This window comes from Brevibacillus sp. FW301-21C12A (assembly GCF_058788915.1).
On sequence record NZ_JBYTBG010000036.1, the window covers coordinates 1 to 16168 of the forward strand.

General features: G+C 51.4%; 16 protein-coding genes and 1 riboswitch. Of the genes, 3 read left to right on the forward strand and 13 right to left on the reverse strand.

Features of this window, described 5'->3' with window-relative positions; translation table 11 throughout:
- Positions 1–259: 259 nt before the first annotated feature.
- From AC3WQH_RS19135 to AC3WQH_RS19145, 3 genes are all read right to left on the reverse strand, one after another.
- A complete protein-coding gene (locus AC3WQH_RS19135; RefSeq protein ID WP_005835494.1) occupies positions 260–1906 on the reverse strand; it encodes a peptide ABC transporter substrate-binding protein in 1647 nt (548 codons plus the stop codon).
- Between the two features lie 432 nt (positions 1907–2338).
- Positions 2339–3964 (reverse strand): peptide ABC transporter substrate-binding protein, encoded by a 1626-nt coding sequence (locus tag AC3WQH_RS19140; protein WP_007776885.1) that lies wholly within the window; start codon positions 3962–3964, stop codon positions 2339–2341.
- A gap of 281 nt (positions 3965–4245) precedes the next feature.
- Positions 4246–5052, reverse strand: a complete 807-nt coding sequence (locus tag AC3WQH_RS19145; RefSeq protein ID WP_122953223.1) for a helix-turn-helix domain-containing protein — start codon at positions 5050–5052, stop codon at positions 4246–4248.
- Between the two features lie 117 nt (positions 5053–5169).
- Between AC3WQH_RS19145 and AC3WQH_RS19150 the strand changes: the two genes are divergently transcribed.
- On the forward strand, positions 5170–5619 hold the full coding sequence (locus AC3WQH_RS19150) for an SRPBCC family protein (protein ID WP_005835528.1): 450 nt from the start codon (positions 5170–5172) through the stop codon (positions 5617–5619).
- 71 nt (positions 5620–5690) lie between these two features.
- Here AC3WQH_RS19150 and AC3WQH_RS19155 read toward each other — a convergent pair whose 3' ends face one another.
- From AC3WQH_RS19155 to AC3WQH_RS19185, 7 genes are all read right to left on the reverse strand, one after another.
- On the reverse strand, positions 5691–7337 hold the full coding sequence (locus AC3WQH_RS19155; RefSeq protein WP_122953221.1) for a peptide ABC transporter substrate-binding protein: 1647 nt from the start codon (positions 7335–7337) through the stop codon (positions 5691–5693).
- Positions 7338–7526: 189 nt separating this feature from the next.
- On the reverse strand, positions 7527–8366 hold the full coding sequence (locus tag AC3WQH_RS19160; protein ID WP_005835530.1) for a MetQ/NlpA family ABC transporter substrate-binding protein: 840 nt from the start codon (positions 8364–8366) through the stop codon (positions 7527–7529).
- A gap of 59 nt (positions 8367–8425) precedes the next feature.
- Positions 8426–9091: a methionine ABC transporter permease gene (locus AC3WQH_RS19165; protein WP_005835531.1), complete on the reverse strand. Its 666-nt coding sequence runs from the start codon at positions 9089–9091 to the stop codon at positions 8426–8428.
- The gene (locus tag AC3WQH_RS19170; RefSeq protein ID WP_005835532.1) at positions 9092–10105 is read right to left on the reverse strand and encodes a methionine ABC transporter ATP-binding protein; all 1014 of its coding nucleotides are present in this window, start codon (positions 10103–10105) and stop codon (positions 9092–9094) included. It lies immediately after the preceding gene.
- A gap of 99 nt (positions 10106–10204) precedes the next feature.
- A riboswitch (SAM riboswitch) is annotated at positions 10205–10322 on the reverse strand.
- 105 nt (positions 10323–10427) lie between these two features.
- On the reverse strand, positions 10428–10691 hold the full coding sequence (locus AC3WQH_RS19175) for a hypothetical protein (protein ID WP_025845724.1): 264 nt from the start codon (positions 10689–10691) through the stop codon (positions 10428–10430).
- A 145-nt stretch (positions 10692–10836) separates the two neighbouring features.
- Entirely contained in the window at positions 10837–10986 is a 150-nt protein-coding gene (locus AC3WQH_RS19180; protein WP_005835534.1) for a hypothetical protein, read from the reverse strand.
- 65 nt (positions 10987–11051) lie between these two features.
- Entirely contained in the window at positions 11052–12059 is a 1008-nt protein-coding gene (locus AC3WQH_RS19185; RefSeq protein WP_005835535.1) for an LCP family protein, read from the reverse strand.
- Between the two features lie 189 nt (positions 12060–12248).
- Here AC3WQH_RS19185 and AC3WQH_RS19190 point away from each other — a divergent pair, with 189 nt between their 5' ends.
- Positions 12249–12422, forward strand: a complete 174-nt coding sequence (locus AC3WQH_RS19190) for a hypothetical protein (protein WP_286085932.1) — start codon at positions 12249–12251, stop codon at positions 12420–12422.
- 12 nt (positions 12423–12434) lie between these two features.
- Positions 12435–12839, forward strand: a complete 405-nt coding sequence (locus tag AC3WQH_RS19195) for an MFS transporter (RefSeq protein WP_290426669.1) — start codon at positions 12435–12437, stop codon at positions 12837–12839.
- Between the two features lie 129 nt (positions 12840–12968).
- Here the strand turns inward: AC3WQH_RS19195 and AC3WQH_RS19200 are convergent, their stop codons facing one another.
- From AC3WQH_RS19200 to rnjA, 3 genes are all read right to left on the reverse strand, one after another.
- Positions 12969–13841 carry an aldo/keto reductase gene (locus AC3WQH_RS19200; protein WP_007776867.1) on the reverse strand — a complete coding sequence of 291 codons (873 nt, stop codon included), beginning with the start codon at positions 13839–13841 and terminating at the stop codon, positions 12969–12971.
- 81 nt (positions 13842–13922) lie between these two features.
- The gene (locus AC3WQH_RS19205) at positions 13923–14351 is read right to left on the reverse strand and encodes a BrxA/BrxB family bacilliredoxin (RefSeq protein WP_005835537.1); all 429 of its coding nucleotides are present in this window, start codon (positions 14349–14351) and stop codon (positions 13923–13925) included.
- Positions 14352–14439: 88 nt separating this feature from the next.
- Positions 14440–16110, reverse strand: coding sequence for a ribonuclease J1 (gene rnjA, locus AC3WQH_RS19210; RefSeq protein ID WP_035316672.1), 1671 nt, complete (start codon positions 16108–16110; stop codon positions 14440–14442).
- Positions 16111–16168 lie beyond the last annotated feature (58 nt).

Consider the following 16168-nt stretch of genomic DNA (forward strand, 5'->3'; position numbering starts at 1 on the left):
GATGGTCAGGACAACTTTCACGATAGAGGAACATCTACGTTTTTTCAATGTCTAGCACGGGTTATGGTGATGAATCAGAAAAAGGGATTTTTGGATGTTTTTTCTTTTAGTTAGTTTTGATGCAACTCGACTAGGAAAAAAATGGTTCGCCCCTTTTCGGGTGAGAATTTTCAGCCCCGATCAACACCCGCTTTTCAAACAAAAAAGAAGAGAAGCGTCAAAAACGCCCCTCTTCCTTAAATCGGTTGCTTTGCTTCTATTATTGTTTGATGTCAGCGTATTTGTAGTCAACAGCACCCAGACCGTCGATGATTACGCCGTCAACCTTGTCGTTTTTCACCCAAGATTGCGTGTAGAAGTAGATTGGCATGACTGGCATTTCATCCATCAGGATTTGCTCAGCTTCAGCCAGGATCGCTTTCCGTTTTTCCGGATCTGTTTCCAGAGCGGATTGGTTCAGCAGCTCTTTGTACTTCGGATTTTCCCAACGAGTATCGTTGTTTCCGCCGTCTTTTTCCTTGAACATTTCCAGGAAGTTGATCGGATCGTTGAAGTCACCCAGCCAACCAGCGCGAGCTACTTGGTATTTACCTTGGTGTACGTCATCCAGGTATACTTTCCACTCTTTGTTTTCCAGCTTCACGTCTACACCGAGGTTTTTCTTCCATTGGTCTTGGATTGCTTCTGCGATCTTTTTGTGACCTTCGGAAGTGTTGTAGGACAGAGTCAGAGTTGGCAGCTTGCTGATGCCAGCTTCTTTCATACCTTCTTCCAGCAATTTTTTCGCTGTTTCGAGGTCTTTGTCCTTGAAGTAGCCATCTTTGTTCAGAGCCATGCTCGGTGGTACATAACCGGTTGCTGGCAACTGACCTGCCTGGAGGATGTTGTCGATCAGGCTTTGACGGTCGATCGCGTAAGCAAACGCTTTACGGATTTTCGCGTTGTTGAATGGCGCTTTTTCTGTGTTGAAGCGGTAGAAGTAAGTACCCGCGATTGGTTGGGTTGTCATTTTTCCAGACTCTTTCAGAGCAGGAATCGCGTCAGTTGGCAATGCGGAAGTTGGAGCACCTGCCCAATCCAGCTCGCCGTTTTCAAACATGGACAGCTCAGTGTTCTCATCCTCTACCATGGAGAACTCGATTTTGTCCAGTTTTACGTTGTCTTTATCCCAGTAGTTCTCGTTTTTCACGACAACCAGTTTGCTCTTGTGTTCCCATGTTTCCATTTTGAATGGACCGTTACCCACGATTGTTTTCGCGTCAGTAGCCCATTTGTCGTTGGCTTCAACTGTTTTTTGGTGAACCGGGAAGTATGTTTTGAACGCTACCAGCTCCAGGAAGAACGGAGTTGGGTTTGTCAGTTCCACTTCCAGTGTTTTGTCGTCGAGCGCTTTTACGCCAACGTCTTCTACTTTACCAGTACCTTTGTTGAATGCTTCCGCACCCTTCACATAGTACAGTTGGTAAGCGTAGTTGGAAGCTGTTTTCGGATCGAGCGCGCGTTTCCAGGCGAATTCGAAGTCTTTCGCTGTTACAGGATCGCCGTTGCTCCATTTTGCATCGCGAATTTTGAATGTATATTTTTTACCGTCTTCAGATACGGTATAGCTTTCTGCTGCTGCTTCATGCACTTTGTTGTCTTTGCCTACGCGAGTCAGACCTTCGAAGGTAGCAGTGATGATTGTGCTGGAAGTAGTGTCTTCCGCGATACCTGGGTCTGCTGTTGGCGGCTCGGAGTGCAGGTTCAATTTCAGTACTTTTGGTCCCGCTGCTGGTGCAGTGGTTTCTGTTTTATTGCCTGCTGCGTTGTTATCTGCTGGCGCTGCTTGGTTGCCGCCGCCGCATCCTGCGAGTGCCGCACCAAGAACGAGGATAGAACTCATTGCTACGAAAACATTCTTTTTCATACAAGTAATCCCCCTTTTCTAAATCTTTTTTCAATATACATGCTTTTATATTATTTTTAAATATGTTTTAGAATGATTTAATAAATTTTTATTTATTTATAAAGATGATTAATGATTTATAAAAAATAATTTATTGATAAAACTCGATGGAAAATGATTCTCGTTAGTATAGACAGCTTGAAAATGTTGATTTATCGCGGTTTTCTCCATGGACCTCCCACCTTTTTCTTTGCTGCACACAAGATTACCATGAGACAGCGTCAGTGAGAGGCTTGTCCCACGCCTCGTTTGAATTTTACAAATATTTATAGTTGCGAACAGCTCTCCTCCCCATTTTGTTGATAGATGAAGAATCTCCCATCCTTTGCGCTTTATTTTTCGCAAAAAAAAGAAGGGCTATTCGCCCTTCTTCTTATCGTTCGCTTGGCTTTCTTATTTAATGTCTGCCCATTTCCAGTCTACGAAGCCGAGACCGTCGAGCACAACGCCTTGTACTTTGTCGCTCTTCACATAGGAATGCGTGTAGTAGTAAATTGGCGCGGCTGGCATTTCGTCCATGAGCAGCGCTTCCGCTTGCGCCAGGATTTGTTTGCGTTTTTCCGGGTCTTTTTCCACCGCGGATTGGTTCAGCAGCTCTTGATACTTGGGATTTTCCCAGTTGGTATCGTTGTTGCTGCCTTTTTTCAGTTTGAACAGATCCAGGAAGGTGTACGGATCGTTGTAGTCGCCAGTCCAGCTAGAGCGAGCGATCTGGAACTTGCCTTGGTGCAGGTCGTCCAGGAATACTTTCCACTCTTTGTTTTCCAGCTTCACTTCTACGCCGAGCGCTTTTTTCCATTGGTCTTGGATAGCTTCCGCGATTTTCTTGTGACCTTCGGACGTATTATAGGAAAGAGTCAGAGTTGGCAGCTTGGTGATGCCTTCTTCCTTCATCCCTTCCTCCAGCAGTTTTTTCGCTGTTTCCACGTCGCCGTCCTTGAAGTACGGGCTAGTTGCCACAGCCATTGTTGGAGGTACCAGACCCATTGCCGGCTCCTGGTTCGCTTGCGTTACGTTGTCGATGATCGTTTTGCGGTCAATCGCATAAGCGAACGCTTTACGGATTTTCGCGTTGTTGAACGGCGGTTTCTCCGTGTTGAATTTGTACAGGTACGTACCCGCAATCGCACGGGTTTGCATTTTGCCGGACTCTTTCAGTGCCGGGATTGCATCTGTTGGGAGTGCGCTTGTAGGAGCACCTGCCCAATCGAGGTCGCCGTTGTCAAACATGGATAGCTCGGTGTTTTCATCCTCTACCATGGAGAAGTCGATCTTGTCCAGTTTTACAGCATCTTTATCCCAGTAGTTTTCGTTTTTCGCGAGAATGAGCTTGCTCTTATGCTCCCAAGTCTCGATCTTGAACGGACCGTTACCTACGTGCGTTTTGGCGTCACCCGCCCAGTTTTGTGTGGATTCGACCACTTTTTGGTTCACCGGGTAGTAGGTGTAGAAAGCAGTCAGCTCCAGGAAGAACGGAGTCGGGTTTTTCAACGTAACAACCAATGTTTTGTCATCGGTTGCTTTCACGCCCACATCTTCTGCTTTCGCTTTTCCGGTGTTGTACTCCTCAGCGTTTTTCAGGTAGTACAATTGGTAAGCATAAGTGGAGCCGAGCTTCGGATCGAGCGCTCGCTTCCACGCGTATTCAAAGTCTTTCGCTGTTACCGGGTCACCGTTGCTCCATTTGCTGTCGCGCAGGTGGAATGTATAAGTAAGTCCATCTTCAGAAACGTCGATTTTTTCCGCTACGGATTCATGCGGTTTGCCATCTTCACCGATACGAGTCAAACCATCAAAAGTCGCACGCAAAACAGCACCGGATGTGGAATCTTCAGCCAAGCCAGGGTCAGCCGTCGGCGGCTCACTCTTCATGTTCATGCGCAGAACTTTTGGACCGCTAGTTTGTTCACTTCCAGCAGAATTTCCTTGCTCTCCTGCTTTCTCGCCGCCGCCACAGCCAGCCAGCGCCGCACTCAGAACCAGGATGGAACTCATCGCTGCAAATACGCTTTTTTTCATTAGTGTTGACCCCCTTTGTATGTGTAACACTCCATGGAAAGCTACTTCAACAAATATACTGCATTTTTAGTAATATTGAAGACATTTTAAGCAAGTTTAATTATGTTTTATCCAAAGATCAAATTATATTAAGGGAAATAAATTCACATTCTTCATTACATGAAGTATGCCTCGCACAAGAAAAACTATGCAAATCTTAGGAGTATCGCCGCTCACCGAGGCAAAACAAAAAGCCCCCTCCCATCGCGAAAAAGCGACGTCACAGGGGACTTTGTTTACAATTATAAAGTTTGGGTCTGCCGGTATTCTTGCGGCGATACACCGACAATCGCCCGGAAGTCGCGGATAAAATGCGAGTGGTCGTAGTAGCCGAGCGCGATGGACAAGTCCAGCCAGTCGCTGACGGCTCCCTGGTCGATCATCTGCGCCGCTTCGTGCAGTCGGTAGCGCTGGATTACCGATTTCGGACTGACGCCAACATAGCGGTCAAACAAGCGCTGCATCGTCCGGATGCTCATTCCGGACAGTCGGCTCGCATCCTCTACCTTCAGCACCGTCCGATCTGCCTGAATCAAGCCGACCAGCTCGCTTACTCTCTTTACATTCGGATCGCGCTCCGGCAGACGCTCGCCCAAAAACGCTTCGATGCGGCGAACCATCTGGGCGTCTTCCGGCATGGCAAGCATCTCGGCTTCCAGCGGGGCTGTCTCCACCTGAAACACTTCTTCCAACGTAGTAACCGTGCCGTACAACTGTGAAACCGGCTTTTGCCAAAATGGATAAAAGCCGCCTGGTTTGAACTTCACTCCGAACACATGGCCTTGGCCAGCCAGCAAATGCGAGGACGTGGACAAAGCGACACCGAATATGCCTGTGGCGCCCTCTTCAAACACCAGATTCACATTGGGGTGGGCCAAAACGGTTTGGGAGTAAGGAGCTTGCCCGCGCAAATCCCACCTGACCACCCAGTAATGCTGGACGAAGTAACCGACGTCGCCGCCTGGTTCATACCTTTGCAGCGAAAACTTTTTTCCGCCAAGCATGGCATGCAGCACACCTTTTGGCAGCATGTCCTGCTTTTTTTCCATAGCGCCGCCTCCTGTCGCATTTTTACAATACGCCCCTCCATTATCTGCCTATACTAAGAGTAGTAGCAACAGCAAACGATTACAATTTGAAAATGAATGGAAACAGGAGGCACTGCTATGGAACTGCGTTTCGATTTTTACATCGGGGCCACCCCGGAGCACGTCTGGCACGTTCTTACCTCGGAAGAAGGAGTCAAGCATACGTTTTTTGGCTCTGTCATCCGCTCTACTTTTCAGGTAGGGGACGATCTCGCTTATGTCGGTCCCGGAAATGATGGCGACGAAACTGTCCATGTGTACGGCAAGGTTTTGGCGTTTGAGCCGCAGCAAACCTTCAGCTTCCTGGAACATCCCGGCCCTTCGTACCACGCCAACCACGCCGAGCTTCAATCGCGCGTAACTTTCCAATTGGAGCCTGTTGGCGGATGCACGCGGCTGACGCTGATTAACGACCAGTGGACCGAAGATCACCCTTCCTTCGCCAACGCGAGCAACCATTGGCCGATGATTCTCTCCAACATCAAAACATATGCAGAAACCGGAAAAACGTTGGATTTTGGCTATTAATTCCGGGCAAAAAGGAAGGAAAACCCCAGCAGCGAGCTGCCTCGGCACTTCGCCTCTGGGGTTTTTGCCTGTTACTCGACCATTTCCGCCCACTTCAGATCAATAAAGCCCAGTCCGTCCACTTGCACGCCTTTTACCTTATCACTCTGCACCCAGACATCCACGTCCGTAAACAGCGGGATTACAGGCATGGCATCCATGAAAATTTGCTCGGCTTCCGCAAAAAGCTGCTTGCGCTTCTCCGGATCGCTCTCCATGGCCGACTGTTGCAGCAGCTCCTTGTAGCGCGCGTTCTCCCAGCCTGTGTCGTTGTTTCCGGTCTTCGCATCGCGGAACATCTCCAGGTAGTTGATCGGATCGTTAAAATCGGCATTCCAGCCCAAACGGCCAATCTCGTAATTCAGTTCATGCAAATCTTGCAAATGCACCTTAAATTCCTTGATCGCCAGCTTCACGTCGATGCCAAGGTTGCGCTTCCACTGGTCCTGCATGGCTTCGGCGATTTTTTTGTGGCGGTCTGTCGGGTTGTACGACATGGTGATGGTCGGAAACTGACTCAGCCCCAACTCCTGCATGCCTTCCGCCAGCAGCTTTTTCGCTGTCTCCACGTCGTTGTCGCGGAAGTAGCCCTCCGGCTTGATAATCATGGATTGCGGCAGCATCCCCATCGTAGGCACCTGGCCGACCTGTGTGATGTTGTCCACGATGCTTTGGCGATCAACCGCATAAGCGAGTGCTTTGCGAATTTTTACGTTTTGCAGCACTCCTTTGGTGGTATTGATTTTGTACCAATACATCGTCGCCTTTGGATGAACGACGAGTTTGCCTGCTTCTTTCAGGGACGGAATCGCATCGGTTGGCAGGCCGCCAAGCGGTTGACCCGCCCAGTCCAGCTCGCCGTTTTCAAACATGGACAGCGCTGTGTTATCATCCTCAATCATGGCAAACTCGATCCGGTCCAGCTTGACAGCGTCTTTGTCCCAATAGTTTTCGTTCTTCTCCAAAACGATCTTGCTCTTGTGCTCCCAGCCCGTCATCTTGAATGGCCCGTTGCTCACGTGTGTTGCTGCTTCATTCGCCCAGTTCGGATTGGCCTCTACGACCTTTTTGTCTACAGGATAATACGTGTAAAATGCCGTCAGTTCCAGGAAGAACGGTGTCGGGTTTTCCAATGTTACTTCCAGCGTCTTGTCATCCAGAGCTTTTACCCCCAGCTCGTCTGCTTGCGCCTTGCCTGTGTGTACTTTTTCCGCATTTTTGATGTAGTAGAGCTGATACGCATACTCGGCTCCCAGCTTTGGATCGAGGACGCGTTTCCAGGCAAATTCAAAGTCGTGCGCCGTCACCGGATCGCCGTTGCTCCACTTGGAGTCGCGAATCGTGAACGTGTACACCCGTTTGTCGTCGGATATTTTCACATCAGACGCAACCGAGTTCATCGGCTTCGCGTCTTTGTCCAGCCTGGTCAAGCCGTCAAAAGTGGCACGGACGATCGCCCCTGAGGTAGTGTCCTTGGCGAGCCCAGGGTCTGCCGTCGATGGCTCGCTGGTCAGATTGGCCCGAAACACTTGCGGCTTTGTGCTGGCAGGCGCGCCAGACGAAGCCTCACCCGCAGGAGCAGCAGCAGGTGCAGTCGAAGTCGGACTGCCTCCACAGCCTGCCAAAAGACTTCCGACCACCAATGTCAGGCCGACAAACATTTTGAATGTTCCCTTCATCAGAATTTTCCCCCTTATCAAATTTTTTCTATCGCCACCACAATATACTCGACGACAGATTTCTTGAAAATGGGGTTCGGTGATATTTAATTAAATTTTATGAATATTCATTCTTTTGTAAACAGAAATAAACCCAACAGCCTTAAAGGGCCAATTGGGTTTATTTGTTGATCCATCAATTACTTTTCCTTAGAATGCCGGGATGATGGAACCTTTGTATTCGTCTTCAATGAATTTTTTCACTTCAGGGGAGTTCAGTTCCTTCGCCAGCTTTTGGATGGCTTCGGAGTCTTTGTTGTCAGGACGAGCTACCAGGAAGTTCGCATATGGAGATTCCTTGTCTTCGATGAACAGAGCGTCTTTGGTTGGCACGAGCTTCGCTTCGAGCGCGTAGTTGGTGTTAATCAGCGCCAGGTCCACTTCTTCCAGAACGCGCGGCAGCATCGCTGCTTCAACCTCTTTGAACTTCAGGTTTTTCTTGTTTTCCACAATGTCTTTCACAGTTCCGCTGATGCCAGCGCCTTCTTTGAGCTTGATGACGCCGTTTTTCTCCAGGAGAGCGAGGGCGCGGCCGCTATTGGTCGGGTCGTTTGGCAGCGCGATAGTTGCGCCTTCCGCCAGTTCGTCAACCGATTTCACTTTTTTGCTGTAAGCGCCAAATGGCTCGATGTGAACCGCAACTACAGGTTGCAGATCCATGTTTTGTCCTTTATTGAAGTCTTCCAGGTAAGGCTTGTGCTGGAAGAAGTTTGCGTCGAGTTGTTTTTCGTTGAGCTGTACGTTTGGTTGTACGTAGTCGGTGAACTCTTGTACTTCCAGGTTTACGCCTTGTTCTTTCAGTTTTGGTGCGATGTGCTTCAGGATTGCTGCGTGTGGAACCGGAGAAGCGCCTACTTTCAATGTCACTTCTTGTTGTCCGCCTTGTGCGCCGCCTTCGGCTGGAGCTGGAGCAGTCTCCGTTTTGCCTCCGCACGCTGCCAAAGAAAATGCCAATACGGTAGAAAGTACAGATACGACTAGCTTTTTCATAAATGATTTCCCCCTACTTTTTTTGATCTTTGTACTTGCAAACTTCTATGGGAAAGACCTTACTTGCGGCTGAAACGCAATACCAGGCGATCACCCAGCGACTGTAAGATCTGCACCAACACGAGCAAAATGACGACAGTGACAATCATGACATCGGTCTGGAAGCGCTGATAACCGTAACGGATAGCCAAGTCGCCCAGACCGCCGCCGCCGATTACCCCGGACATGGCCGTGTAGGACACGAGCGCAACGGTCGTAATCGTAATTCCGGCCACCAGTCCCGGACGAGACTCTGGCAGCAGGACGTTCCAGATGATTTGCCAATTGGACGCCCCCATCGACTGGGCGGCCTCAATGACTCCGCGATCTACCTCGCGCAGAGAGGTTTCCACCAGCCGCGCAAAAAACGGGGCGGCCCCGATCACGAGCGGCGGAATCGCTCCGAGTACGCCGAGCGAAGTGCCGACGATCAGTTTCGTGACCGGAATCAGCAAGATCATCAGAATGATGAACGGCACGGAACGCAATACGTTGACGATGAATGAAGCAACCGAGTAAAACGCCTTGTTTTGCAGCAACTGTCCACGTGAAGTAAGGAATAAAATGATTCCCAGCGGCAAGCCGATCAGGATCGTAAACAACGTGGAGAAACCCAGCATCGTCAGTGTGTCTAGTGTACCCTCAGCGATCTCCGACCAATCCACATTTTCCATTGTCCAGTCCATCTATATCACCTCTACTTCCAAGCCACGCTGACGCAACGTCTCGATGGTTTTTTCGTTTTGACGGACATCGCCTTCCAGTTCGACGACCAGTTGGCCGTACGGCGTATCCTTCATGCGGGAAATCGTTCCCTGCAAAATGCTGAATACTGTGCCTGTCTCCTGCATCGTCTGGAACAAAATCGGCTGGTACGTCTTTTCTCCCAGGAAGGTGACGCGCGCAATCGTGCGGTTCCCCGCTGCTTTTTCGTGCGCGACAGCTTCGCGCAGCTCGGTGGAATCTGCCACCTGCTCGACAAATTCCTGCGTAGTCGGATGCTGCGGCTTGAGGAACACGTCCAGCACCTCACCCGACTCGACGATTTTTCCGCCGTCGATCACGCCTACGCGGTCGCAAATGGAGCGGATGACGTGCATCTCGTGCGTAATCAGCACGATGGTCAATCCCAGCTTGCGGTTGATGTCCAAAAGCAGCGCCAAAATCGAGTTGGTCGTCTGCGGATCGAGCGCCGAGGTCGCTTCGTCACACAGCAGCACTTTCGGATCGTTTGCCAGCGCCCGCGCGATGCCGACGCGCTGCTTCTGGCCGCCGGACAACTGGGACGGGTATTTGTCCCGGTGCGCTTCCAGCCCTACCAGCTTGAGCAGATCGTCCACTTTTTTCTGAATCTCCGCCTTCGGACGCTTGGCCAGCTTGAGCGGAAACGCGACATTTTCCCCGACGGTGGACGAGGACAGCAGGTTGAAGTGCTGGAAAATCATCCCGATCTCGCGGCGCTTTTCCTGCAGCTTGACGTCGTCGAGCTTGGTCAGGTCGACCCCATCGACGATGACTTGTCCCGACGTAGGGCGCTCCAGCAGGTTGATGCAGCGGATCAAGGTACTTTTCCCCGCCCCGGAATGGCCGATAATCCCGTAAATTTCCCCTTTATCTATAGAAAGATCAATCCCGAGCAACGCCGGAATCGTCTTGCCCTGCACTTGATAGCTTTTATGCAAATTTTTCAATTGAATCAACGCATCCACCTCCCAGCAAAATCCTTGTGAAAAACGTAAAAACCCCTTTTTCATAAACGAAAAAGGGGCTGCAACGCATGTATACGTTCGCATCCACCCTTCTCATCTATCAAGATCCAACCAATCTTGTAGGAATTGGCACCGCGACGTCCATTTCAAAAAATGAACCGGTTGCCGGGCTTCATCGGGCCTGTCCCTCCGCCTCTCTTGATAAGAAAGATTTCCACGTATATTATGTTCGTTTTTCATATTTTCATGATACAAACCGGATTATATCCTTTTTGAAAATATCCCGTCAATAGCAATCACAGGAAAAACTTTTTTAATCCATTACTCCGTTGCGAATGATGGTGGCATTGACGTGAAAATGAAACGTCGCTTTCTCAAGGATTCTCGCCTTCAAGCGTATGCGAATATCGAACACCGGCGGCGATACTTGCTCCAGCTTGATTCGGGCGTTGCTGGAAATCGTGTCAAAAGCAAGGTGCACCATATCCTTGGGATTGCCGCGGTTCTTGTCGGTCTTCCCGAAAATTTGCGCCGGGACGGACGTGTCGTAGCTGCCAATCCGGAATTTCCCGTGCACGAGCTTGATGAGAAACGCTTCCTTGGGCGATAGCCTTCGAGCAGGCGCTGAATCGCCTCCTGGGTGTGATAGACCCGATTGCTCCCGGCTCCCCCGAGCTGCCGCTCCACTTCCCCTATGCTTGCCTCAGCCAGACAAATTTCTCTCAGCTTCGGGATGAGCTCGCTGTAAACGACTTGGCATCCGCCATGCTGGTCAAAAAATACAGCCGCATGCGGCCGTCCGGCTCGTCGATATGTTCCGTTCGCAAGTCCCCTGTATGGGAAAACCATTTACGCGCAATCTCCTGGTCCATTCCCCTCACCCCCATACATAGCAAATCATGGTTAGTCTGCCCGAAAACACAAAAAAACAGCACGCTCAATTTGGCGTGCTGTTTTCGTTGCTATCGGTCGTGCTATTCGTTTGCGAAACCGCTTCTTCTGCTGGCGGTTCCAGCTTTTCCTTGATAAAAGACTGGATCTGGTCGACATCCGGAATGAGCACCGCGCCTGCCCGATGGGATTCGCGGAACATCCCCATTGGCGGCAATTGGTAGTTGCCTGGCTCCGCGGTGTTTAATTTCAGCCCAAGCGCAGACAGCCTCAGCATATCCATGGAACTGATATTCGTCTGGATATACGGCGTCACTTCTTTCAGGATGGACGGCAATTGAATCAAGGTCGTGCCGCTCTTCATCTGGCTCACCACAGCCGTCAGCAGCTTGCGCTGACGCTCTGTGCGCGTGTAGTCCGATGTGGCGTCATGGCGAAAACGAACGTATTGCAGAGCCTTGTTGCCATCCAGTTGCTGCAGTCCCTTTTTCAAATTGATGTCGTAGATGCCTTTATCGGTCGGGTCGTGATAGTACATATTTTTTTCCACATCAATCTCGACACCACCGACAGAGTCAATCAAAGCCTTGAAGCCTTCAAAGTCGGTGATGACGTAGCGGTCCACCGGAAGCCCTGTAAACTGGCTGACGGTCTTCATCGCCAGTTCCGGTCCGCCCTCCACGATCGCCGAGTTGATGCGCGAGCTGCCGTTCCCCGGAATGTCTACGTACGTGTCGCGCAAAATGGAAAATACGTCGTAGCGCTTGGAGGCCGGGTCGATACTGACGAGCATCATCGAGTCCGAACGGGGGAGCCCGTTATTTTTCATTCCCCTGCGGTCCACACCCATCAACAGGATGTTCACCCGCTCTTCGCCATCCCATTCCGGAATCTCCGCCGCTTTCGTCGCGGCACCGCCATCCGGCGGGGCTGGCCGAATGACATTCGGCTCTTGAATATTGTGAGCAAACTGATAAAAAGAGTATCCGTAATAACCTGCTGTCGCGGCAATCGCGACAAACATCAGGAGCAACACCCGTTTCCACATTCGCATAAAGAACTACTCCACCTTTTATTCTCTGTATCACATGAACTCATCTCACCACTTGTTTAGTATACTCGAATCTATAGGATGTGGAGCAGCCTTTATTTGGGTGCTTTTCACTTTTTATATTTTTATGTTTGCAATGTTTAAAATATTCGTTATACTACAAGCAACACAATCCCAAAGGGGTGACCGGCCGTGATTTCTCCCACTTCCTTTTTGCAGCGGTATCCACGAGTAGCCCTGTTCTTCCTGGTTGCGAGCTTCATCAACTCTTCCGGCAGCGCTTTCATGTTGCCGCTTACCACTTTGTACGTACATACGATTTTGCAACGCTCCATGACCGAGGCAGGCTTTGTGCTGATGGTTTAATCGCTGGCAGGAATTGTGGGGCAGTTCGTCGGCGGGACGCTTTTTCACCGCCTGGGCGCCAAACGGCTGATTGTCGGGGCCTTGCTGGTTCAAGGACTCATCCAGTTGTCGATTCCGCTCACGAATAGCTGGCTTGTTTACATCGCGCTGATGACCGGGCTTGGCTTTACCTTCAACCTGTCGTTCCCGGCGATTCAGGCGTTCATCGGCTTTCGCTGGAAAGAGCAGCGCCGAGAGCTGTTCAACATCGTATATGTCGCGAACAACCTGGGAATGGCCATCGGCACCTCGCTGGCCGGGGTCATTGCCACTTCCTGCGGCGAGCAGGAACGCAGCATGGAGGTGTCAATACTGCCGCCCGGATCGAGCGCCACGGCCGAACGGCCACAGCCTGCCACGCTCCAGCCTGCTTCGTGAAATCGCTCTGCCATCGACCTGCCCAATCCTCGCGTAGCTCCGGTTATGACCACCAGCTTGTTTCCAGCCACGCTCTAAAAAACAAAAAGAAAGCCCCTTCCAGAAAATCAGAAGAGACTTTCGCTTTTGTCAAAAAGACAGCTCCGGCAACTGATACCATTCGCCAGCCATCCATTCGCGCGCCTTCCAGCGCAGCACGTCCGGGCGCACCAGCGGCATGATCTGTTGAAACAGCTCCACGCGTTCGATGTCCGTCATCGGCACGAAGGCGTTGGCCGCGGCCAAGTCCGCTTCCAGCTCGTCCATTCTGCTCACGCCGAGGATCGCCGTCGAAACGGGGAGACTCCACGTATAGCGCAGCGCTTGCTCTGTCCACGGAGCCAGCTTGCCCAGCCCCATCACTTTCATGCCGATGACCGCGACGCCTTTTTCCACCGCTTGCGGAACGAAATCGTGCGCAAAGCTGTAGATGAAATGATCGAGAGCAGACAAAGCGACGAGGGCGCTGTCAAAAGGAAAGCGGCGAATCGCTTCTGCCAGCAGGCGCGGGTCTGTGTGCCCGCTGATGCTGATTTTGCGGATCAAGCCTTGCTCTCGCGCTTCCAGCATCGCTTCCAGCGCGCCTCCTTTTGCAAAAATCGCCTCCAGATCGTGCGGCTGCATGATGTTGTGCATCCGCCACTCGTCGACGTAATCGGTCTGCAGCCGCTTCAAGCTGCCCTCCAAATCTTTCAGGGCCAGGTCGCGCGTGCGTCCTCCCGTCTTCGTCGCGATCCACACGCGGTCGCGCAAGCCTGCAAGCCCCAGTCCTACCCGTGTCTCCGACTGTCCAGCGCTGTATGTAGGGGCTGTATCAAAGTAATTGACTCCTGCTTCTACGGCGCGCCGAATGATGGCGATTGCCTGCTCCTCGGTGCAATCGTGCTCGTCCACAATTCGCTGGGCGCCGAAGCCGAGCAAAGAGACTTGATGCGGATCTCGTCCAAACGATCGGGTCTGCATGCTGCGGGCAGCTCCTTTCAGGTTCATCGGGATGTGAAACAAGACGCCCGTTCGCGAGCGTCTTGTCATGGCCATGCTAGCTTATTTGTACGTGTCGTAAGCGGTAGTCAACAGGTTGGAGATCGTTTGCAGGTCGTTGTTCTCAATCTGATGACGCTCGATCATCGTCATGATTTTGCCGTCCTTCATGATCGCAAAAGACGGGGAAGATGGCGCGTAGCCTTCAAAGTACTCGCGGGCTTTCGCTGTCGCTTCCTTGTCTTGTCCTGCAAATACAGTGTAAATGTTGTCTGGCTTGGTGGAATGGTTCAAGGAATGAACCACTGCCGGACGAGCCAGCCCTGCCGCGCAGCCGCAAACCGAGTTTACGACTACCAGCGTCAGACCTTTTGCGTTTGGCAGCGTCTGCTCAACCTCTTCTGCTGTGCGCAGCTCTACAAATCCGTTGCGCGTCAGTTCGTCGCGCATCGGTTGAATTACTTGGCTCATATATGCTTCATAAGACATCATGGGGCAACCTCTCCTTTGTATCACGTATCCATTTACGTATTATTATAACCCGATCGCGTCCCCGGGAGAACGAAGAAGTGCTCCAGTCCTACACTTCCATCAAAATGGTGAGAATCATCGGATTGCGGCCCGTCTTTTCGTAAATAAAAGGCTTGATGACTTCGTTGATCTGGGACTTCAACTCCGACCATTCCTTGATCTTCTTGTCCAACGCTTCCTGGAGGCGCTGGCGAACCAACAGCGTCGCTTCCTGGATGAGCGATTCCGAACCGCGCACGTACACAAAGCCGCGGCTGACAATGTCAGGTCCGGTGAGAATCTTGAAGTTTTTCATATCGAGGCTGACGACCACGACCATCAGGCCATCCTCTGCCAAATGCTTGCGGTCGCGCAGGACGATGTTGCCCACGTCGCCGATGCCGCTGCCGTCGATCAGGACGATGCCGGCGTGAACTTTGCTGAGCCATGCCTTTTCGCGGTTGCAGTTCAGCACCTCGCCGTTGTCCATGAGGAAAATGTTGCTCTCCTCAATTCCTACCTGCTGCGCCAGCTTCGCGTGCGTCTTCAACATCCGGTACTCCCCGTGAATCGGGATAAAGTACTTGGGACGAATGAAGTTGAGCATGAGCTTCAACTCCTCGCTGCTGCCGTGACCGGACGCGTGAATGTCAAACACGTGGCTGAGCACGACGTTCGCGCCCGCGCGGTACAGCTTGTCAATCGTCCTGCTGACATTGATCGTGTTGCCTGGAATCGGGGAAGCCGAGATAATGACGGTATCCTCCGGGTAGATCGACACGGTCCGGTGCGATCCGGAAGCGATTCGGGTCAATGCCGCCATCGGCTCGCCTTGGCTTCCGGTGCAAATAATCAGCACCTGATTGTCGGCGTAGTTGTCAATGTGCTTGATATCAATCAGCATGCCCTCCGGCATCTGGATGTAGCCCAGTTCTTGTCCGATCAGGAACACTTTTTCCATGCTGCGGCCAATCACCGCTACTTTGCGATTGCACTGCTCGGCAGCGTCTACTACTTGCTGCAGGCGATGCACGTTGGACGCGAATGTCGCCAGGATGATCCGCCCGCGCGCTTTGCGCACCACGTCGAGAATCCCTTCGCCAACGGTGCGCTCCGACATGGTGAAGCCGTAGCGCTCGCTGTTCGTACTGTCAGAGAGCAGCGCCAAAACGTCGCCGCTCGCCCCGATTTTCGCAATCTTGCCGTACTCGGTCGTCTGTCCGACTGGCGTCATATCGAATTTGAAGTCACCTGTATGAATGACCATCCCTTCCGGCGTATGAATCACAACCCCGAACGAATCCGGAATGCTGTGATTCGTGCGGAAAAAGGACGCTTTCAGGCGGTTGAAGGGGATTTCCGTATCTTCTGAGATCGGAATCATCTTCACGTCATTTTGCATGCGATGCTCTTCCAGCTTCGCCTTGACCAAGCCCAGGGTCAGACGACCACCGTAGATCGGCACGTTAATTTGCTTGAAAATATAAGGAATCGCTCCGATGTGATCCTCATGTCCGTGCGTTAACAAAAGTGCTTTAATCTTGTGCTGGTTGTCCACCAAATAGGAAATATCGGGGATGACCAGATCAATACCGAACATTTCATTCTCGGGGAACTTCACCCCGCAGTCAATGATGATAATTTCGTCCTCATACTCGACGCAATACATATTTTTTCCGATCTCGCCGAGGCCGCCCATCGCGAAAATCTTAACGTCGCTCAAACTCTTTCCTCCTAACATCATCGTGCATGATTTTGGGAACCCGAACCAAGCATGCCATTCTTATTGTAACACAACG

Bases quoted from the DNA above. Each gene is read 5' to 3' on its own strand.
- AC3WQH_RS19155 (WP_122953221.1), bottom strand. From the start codon at position 7,337: ATGAAGGGAACATTCAAAATGTTTGTCGGCCTGACATTGGTGGTCGGA.
- rnjA (WP_035316672.1), bottom strand. From the start codon at position 16,110: ATGTTAGGAGGAAAGAGTTTGAGCGACGTTAAGATTTTCGCGATGGGC.
- AC3WQH_RS19205 (WP_005835537.1), bottom strand. From the start codon at position 14,351: ATGATGTCTTATGAAGCATATATGAGCCAAGTAATTCAACCGATGCGC.
- AC3WQH_RS19135 (WP_005835494.1), bottom strand. From the start codon at position 1,906: ATGAAAAAGAATGTTTTCGTAGCAATGAGTTCTATCCTCGTTCTTGGT.
- AC3WQH_RS19185 (WP_005835535.1), bottom strand. From the start codon at position 12,059: ATGCGAATGTGGAAACGGGTGTTGCTCCTGATGTTTGTCGCGATTGCC.
- AC3WQH_RS19150 (WP_005835528.1), top strand. From the start codon at position 5,170: ATGGAACTGCGTTTCGATTTTTACATCGGGGCCACCCCGGAGCACGTC.
- AC3WQH_RS19140 (WP_007776885.1), bottom strand. From the start codon at position 3,964: ATGAAAAAAAGCGTATTTGCAGCGATGAGTTCCATCCTGGTTCTGAGT.
- AC3WQH_RS19145 (WP_122953223.1), bottom strand. From the start codon at position 5,052: ATGGAAAAAAAGCAGGACATGCTGCCAAAAGGTGTGCTGCATGCCATG.
- AC3WQH_RS19165 (WP_005835531.1), bottom strand. From the start codon at position 9,091: ATGGACTGGACAATGGAAAATGTGGATTGGTCGGAGATCGCTGAGGGT.
- AC3WQH_RS19200 (WP_007776867.1), bottom strand. From the start codon at position 13,841: ATGCAGACCCGATCGTTTGGACGAGATCCGCATCAAGTCTCTTTGCTC.
- AC3WQH_RS19180 (WP_005835534.1), bottom strand. From the start codon at position 10,986: ATGGACCAGGAGATTGCGCGTAAATGGTTTTCCCATACAGGGGACTTG.
- AC3WQH_RS19160 (WP_005835530.1), bottom strand. From the start codon at position 8,366: ATGAAAAAGCTAGTCGTATCTGTACTTTCTACCGTATTGGCATTTTCT.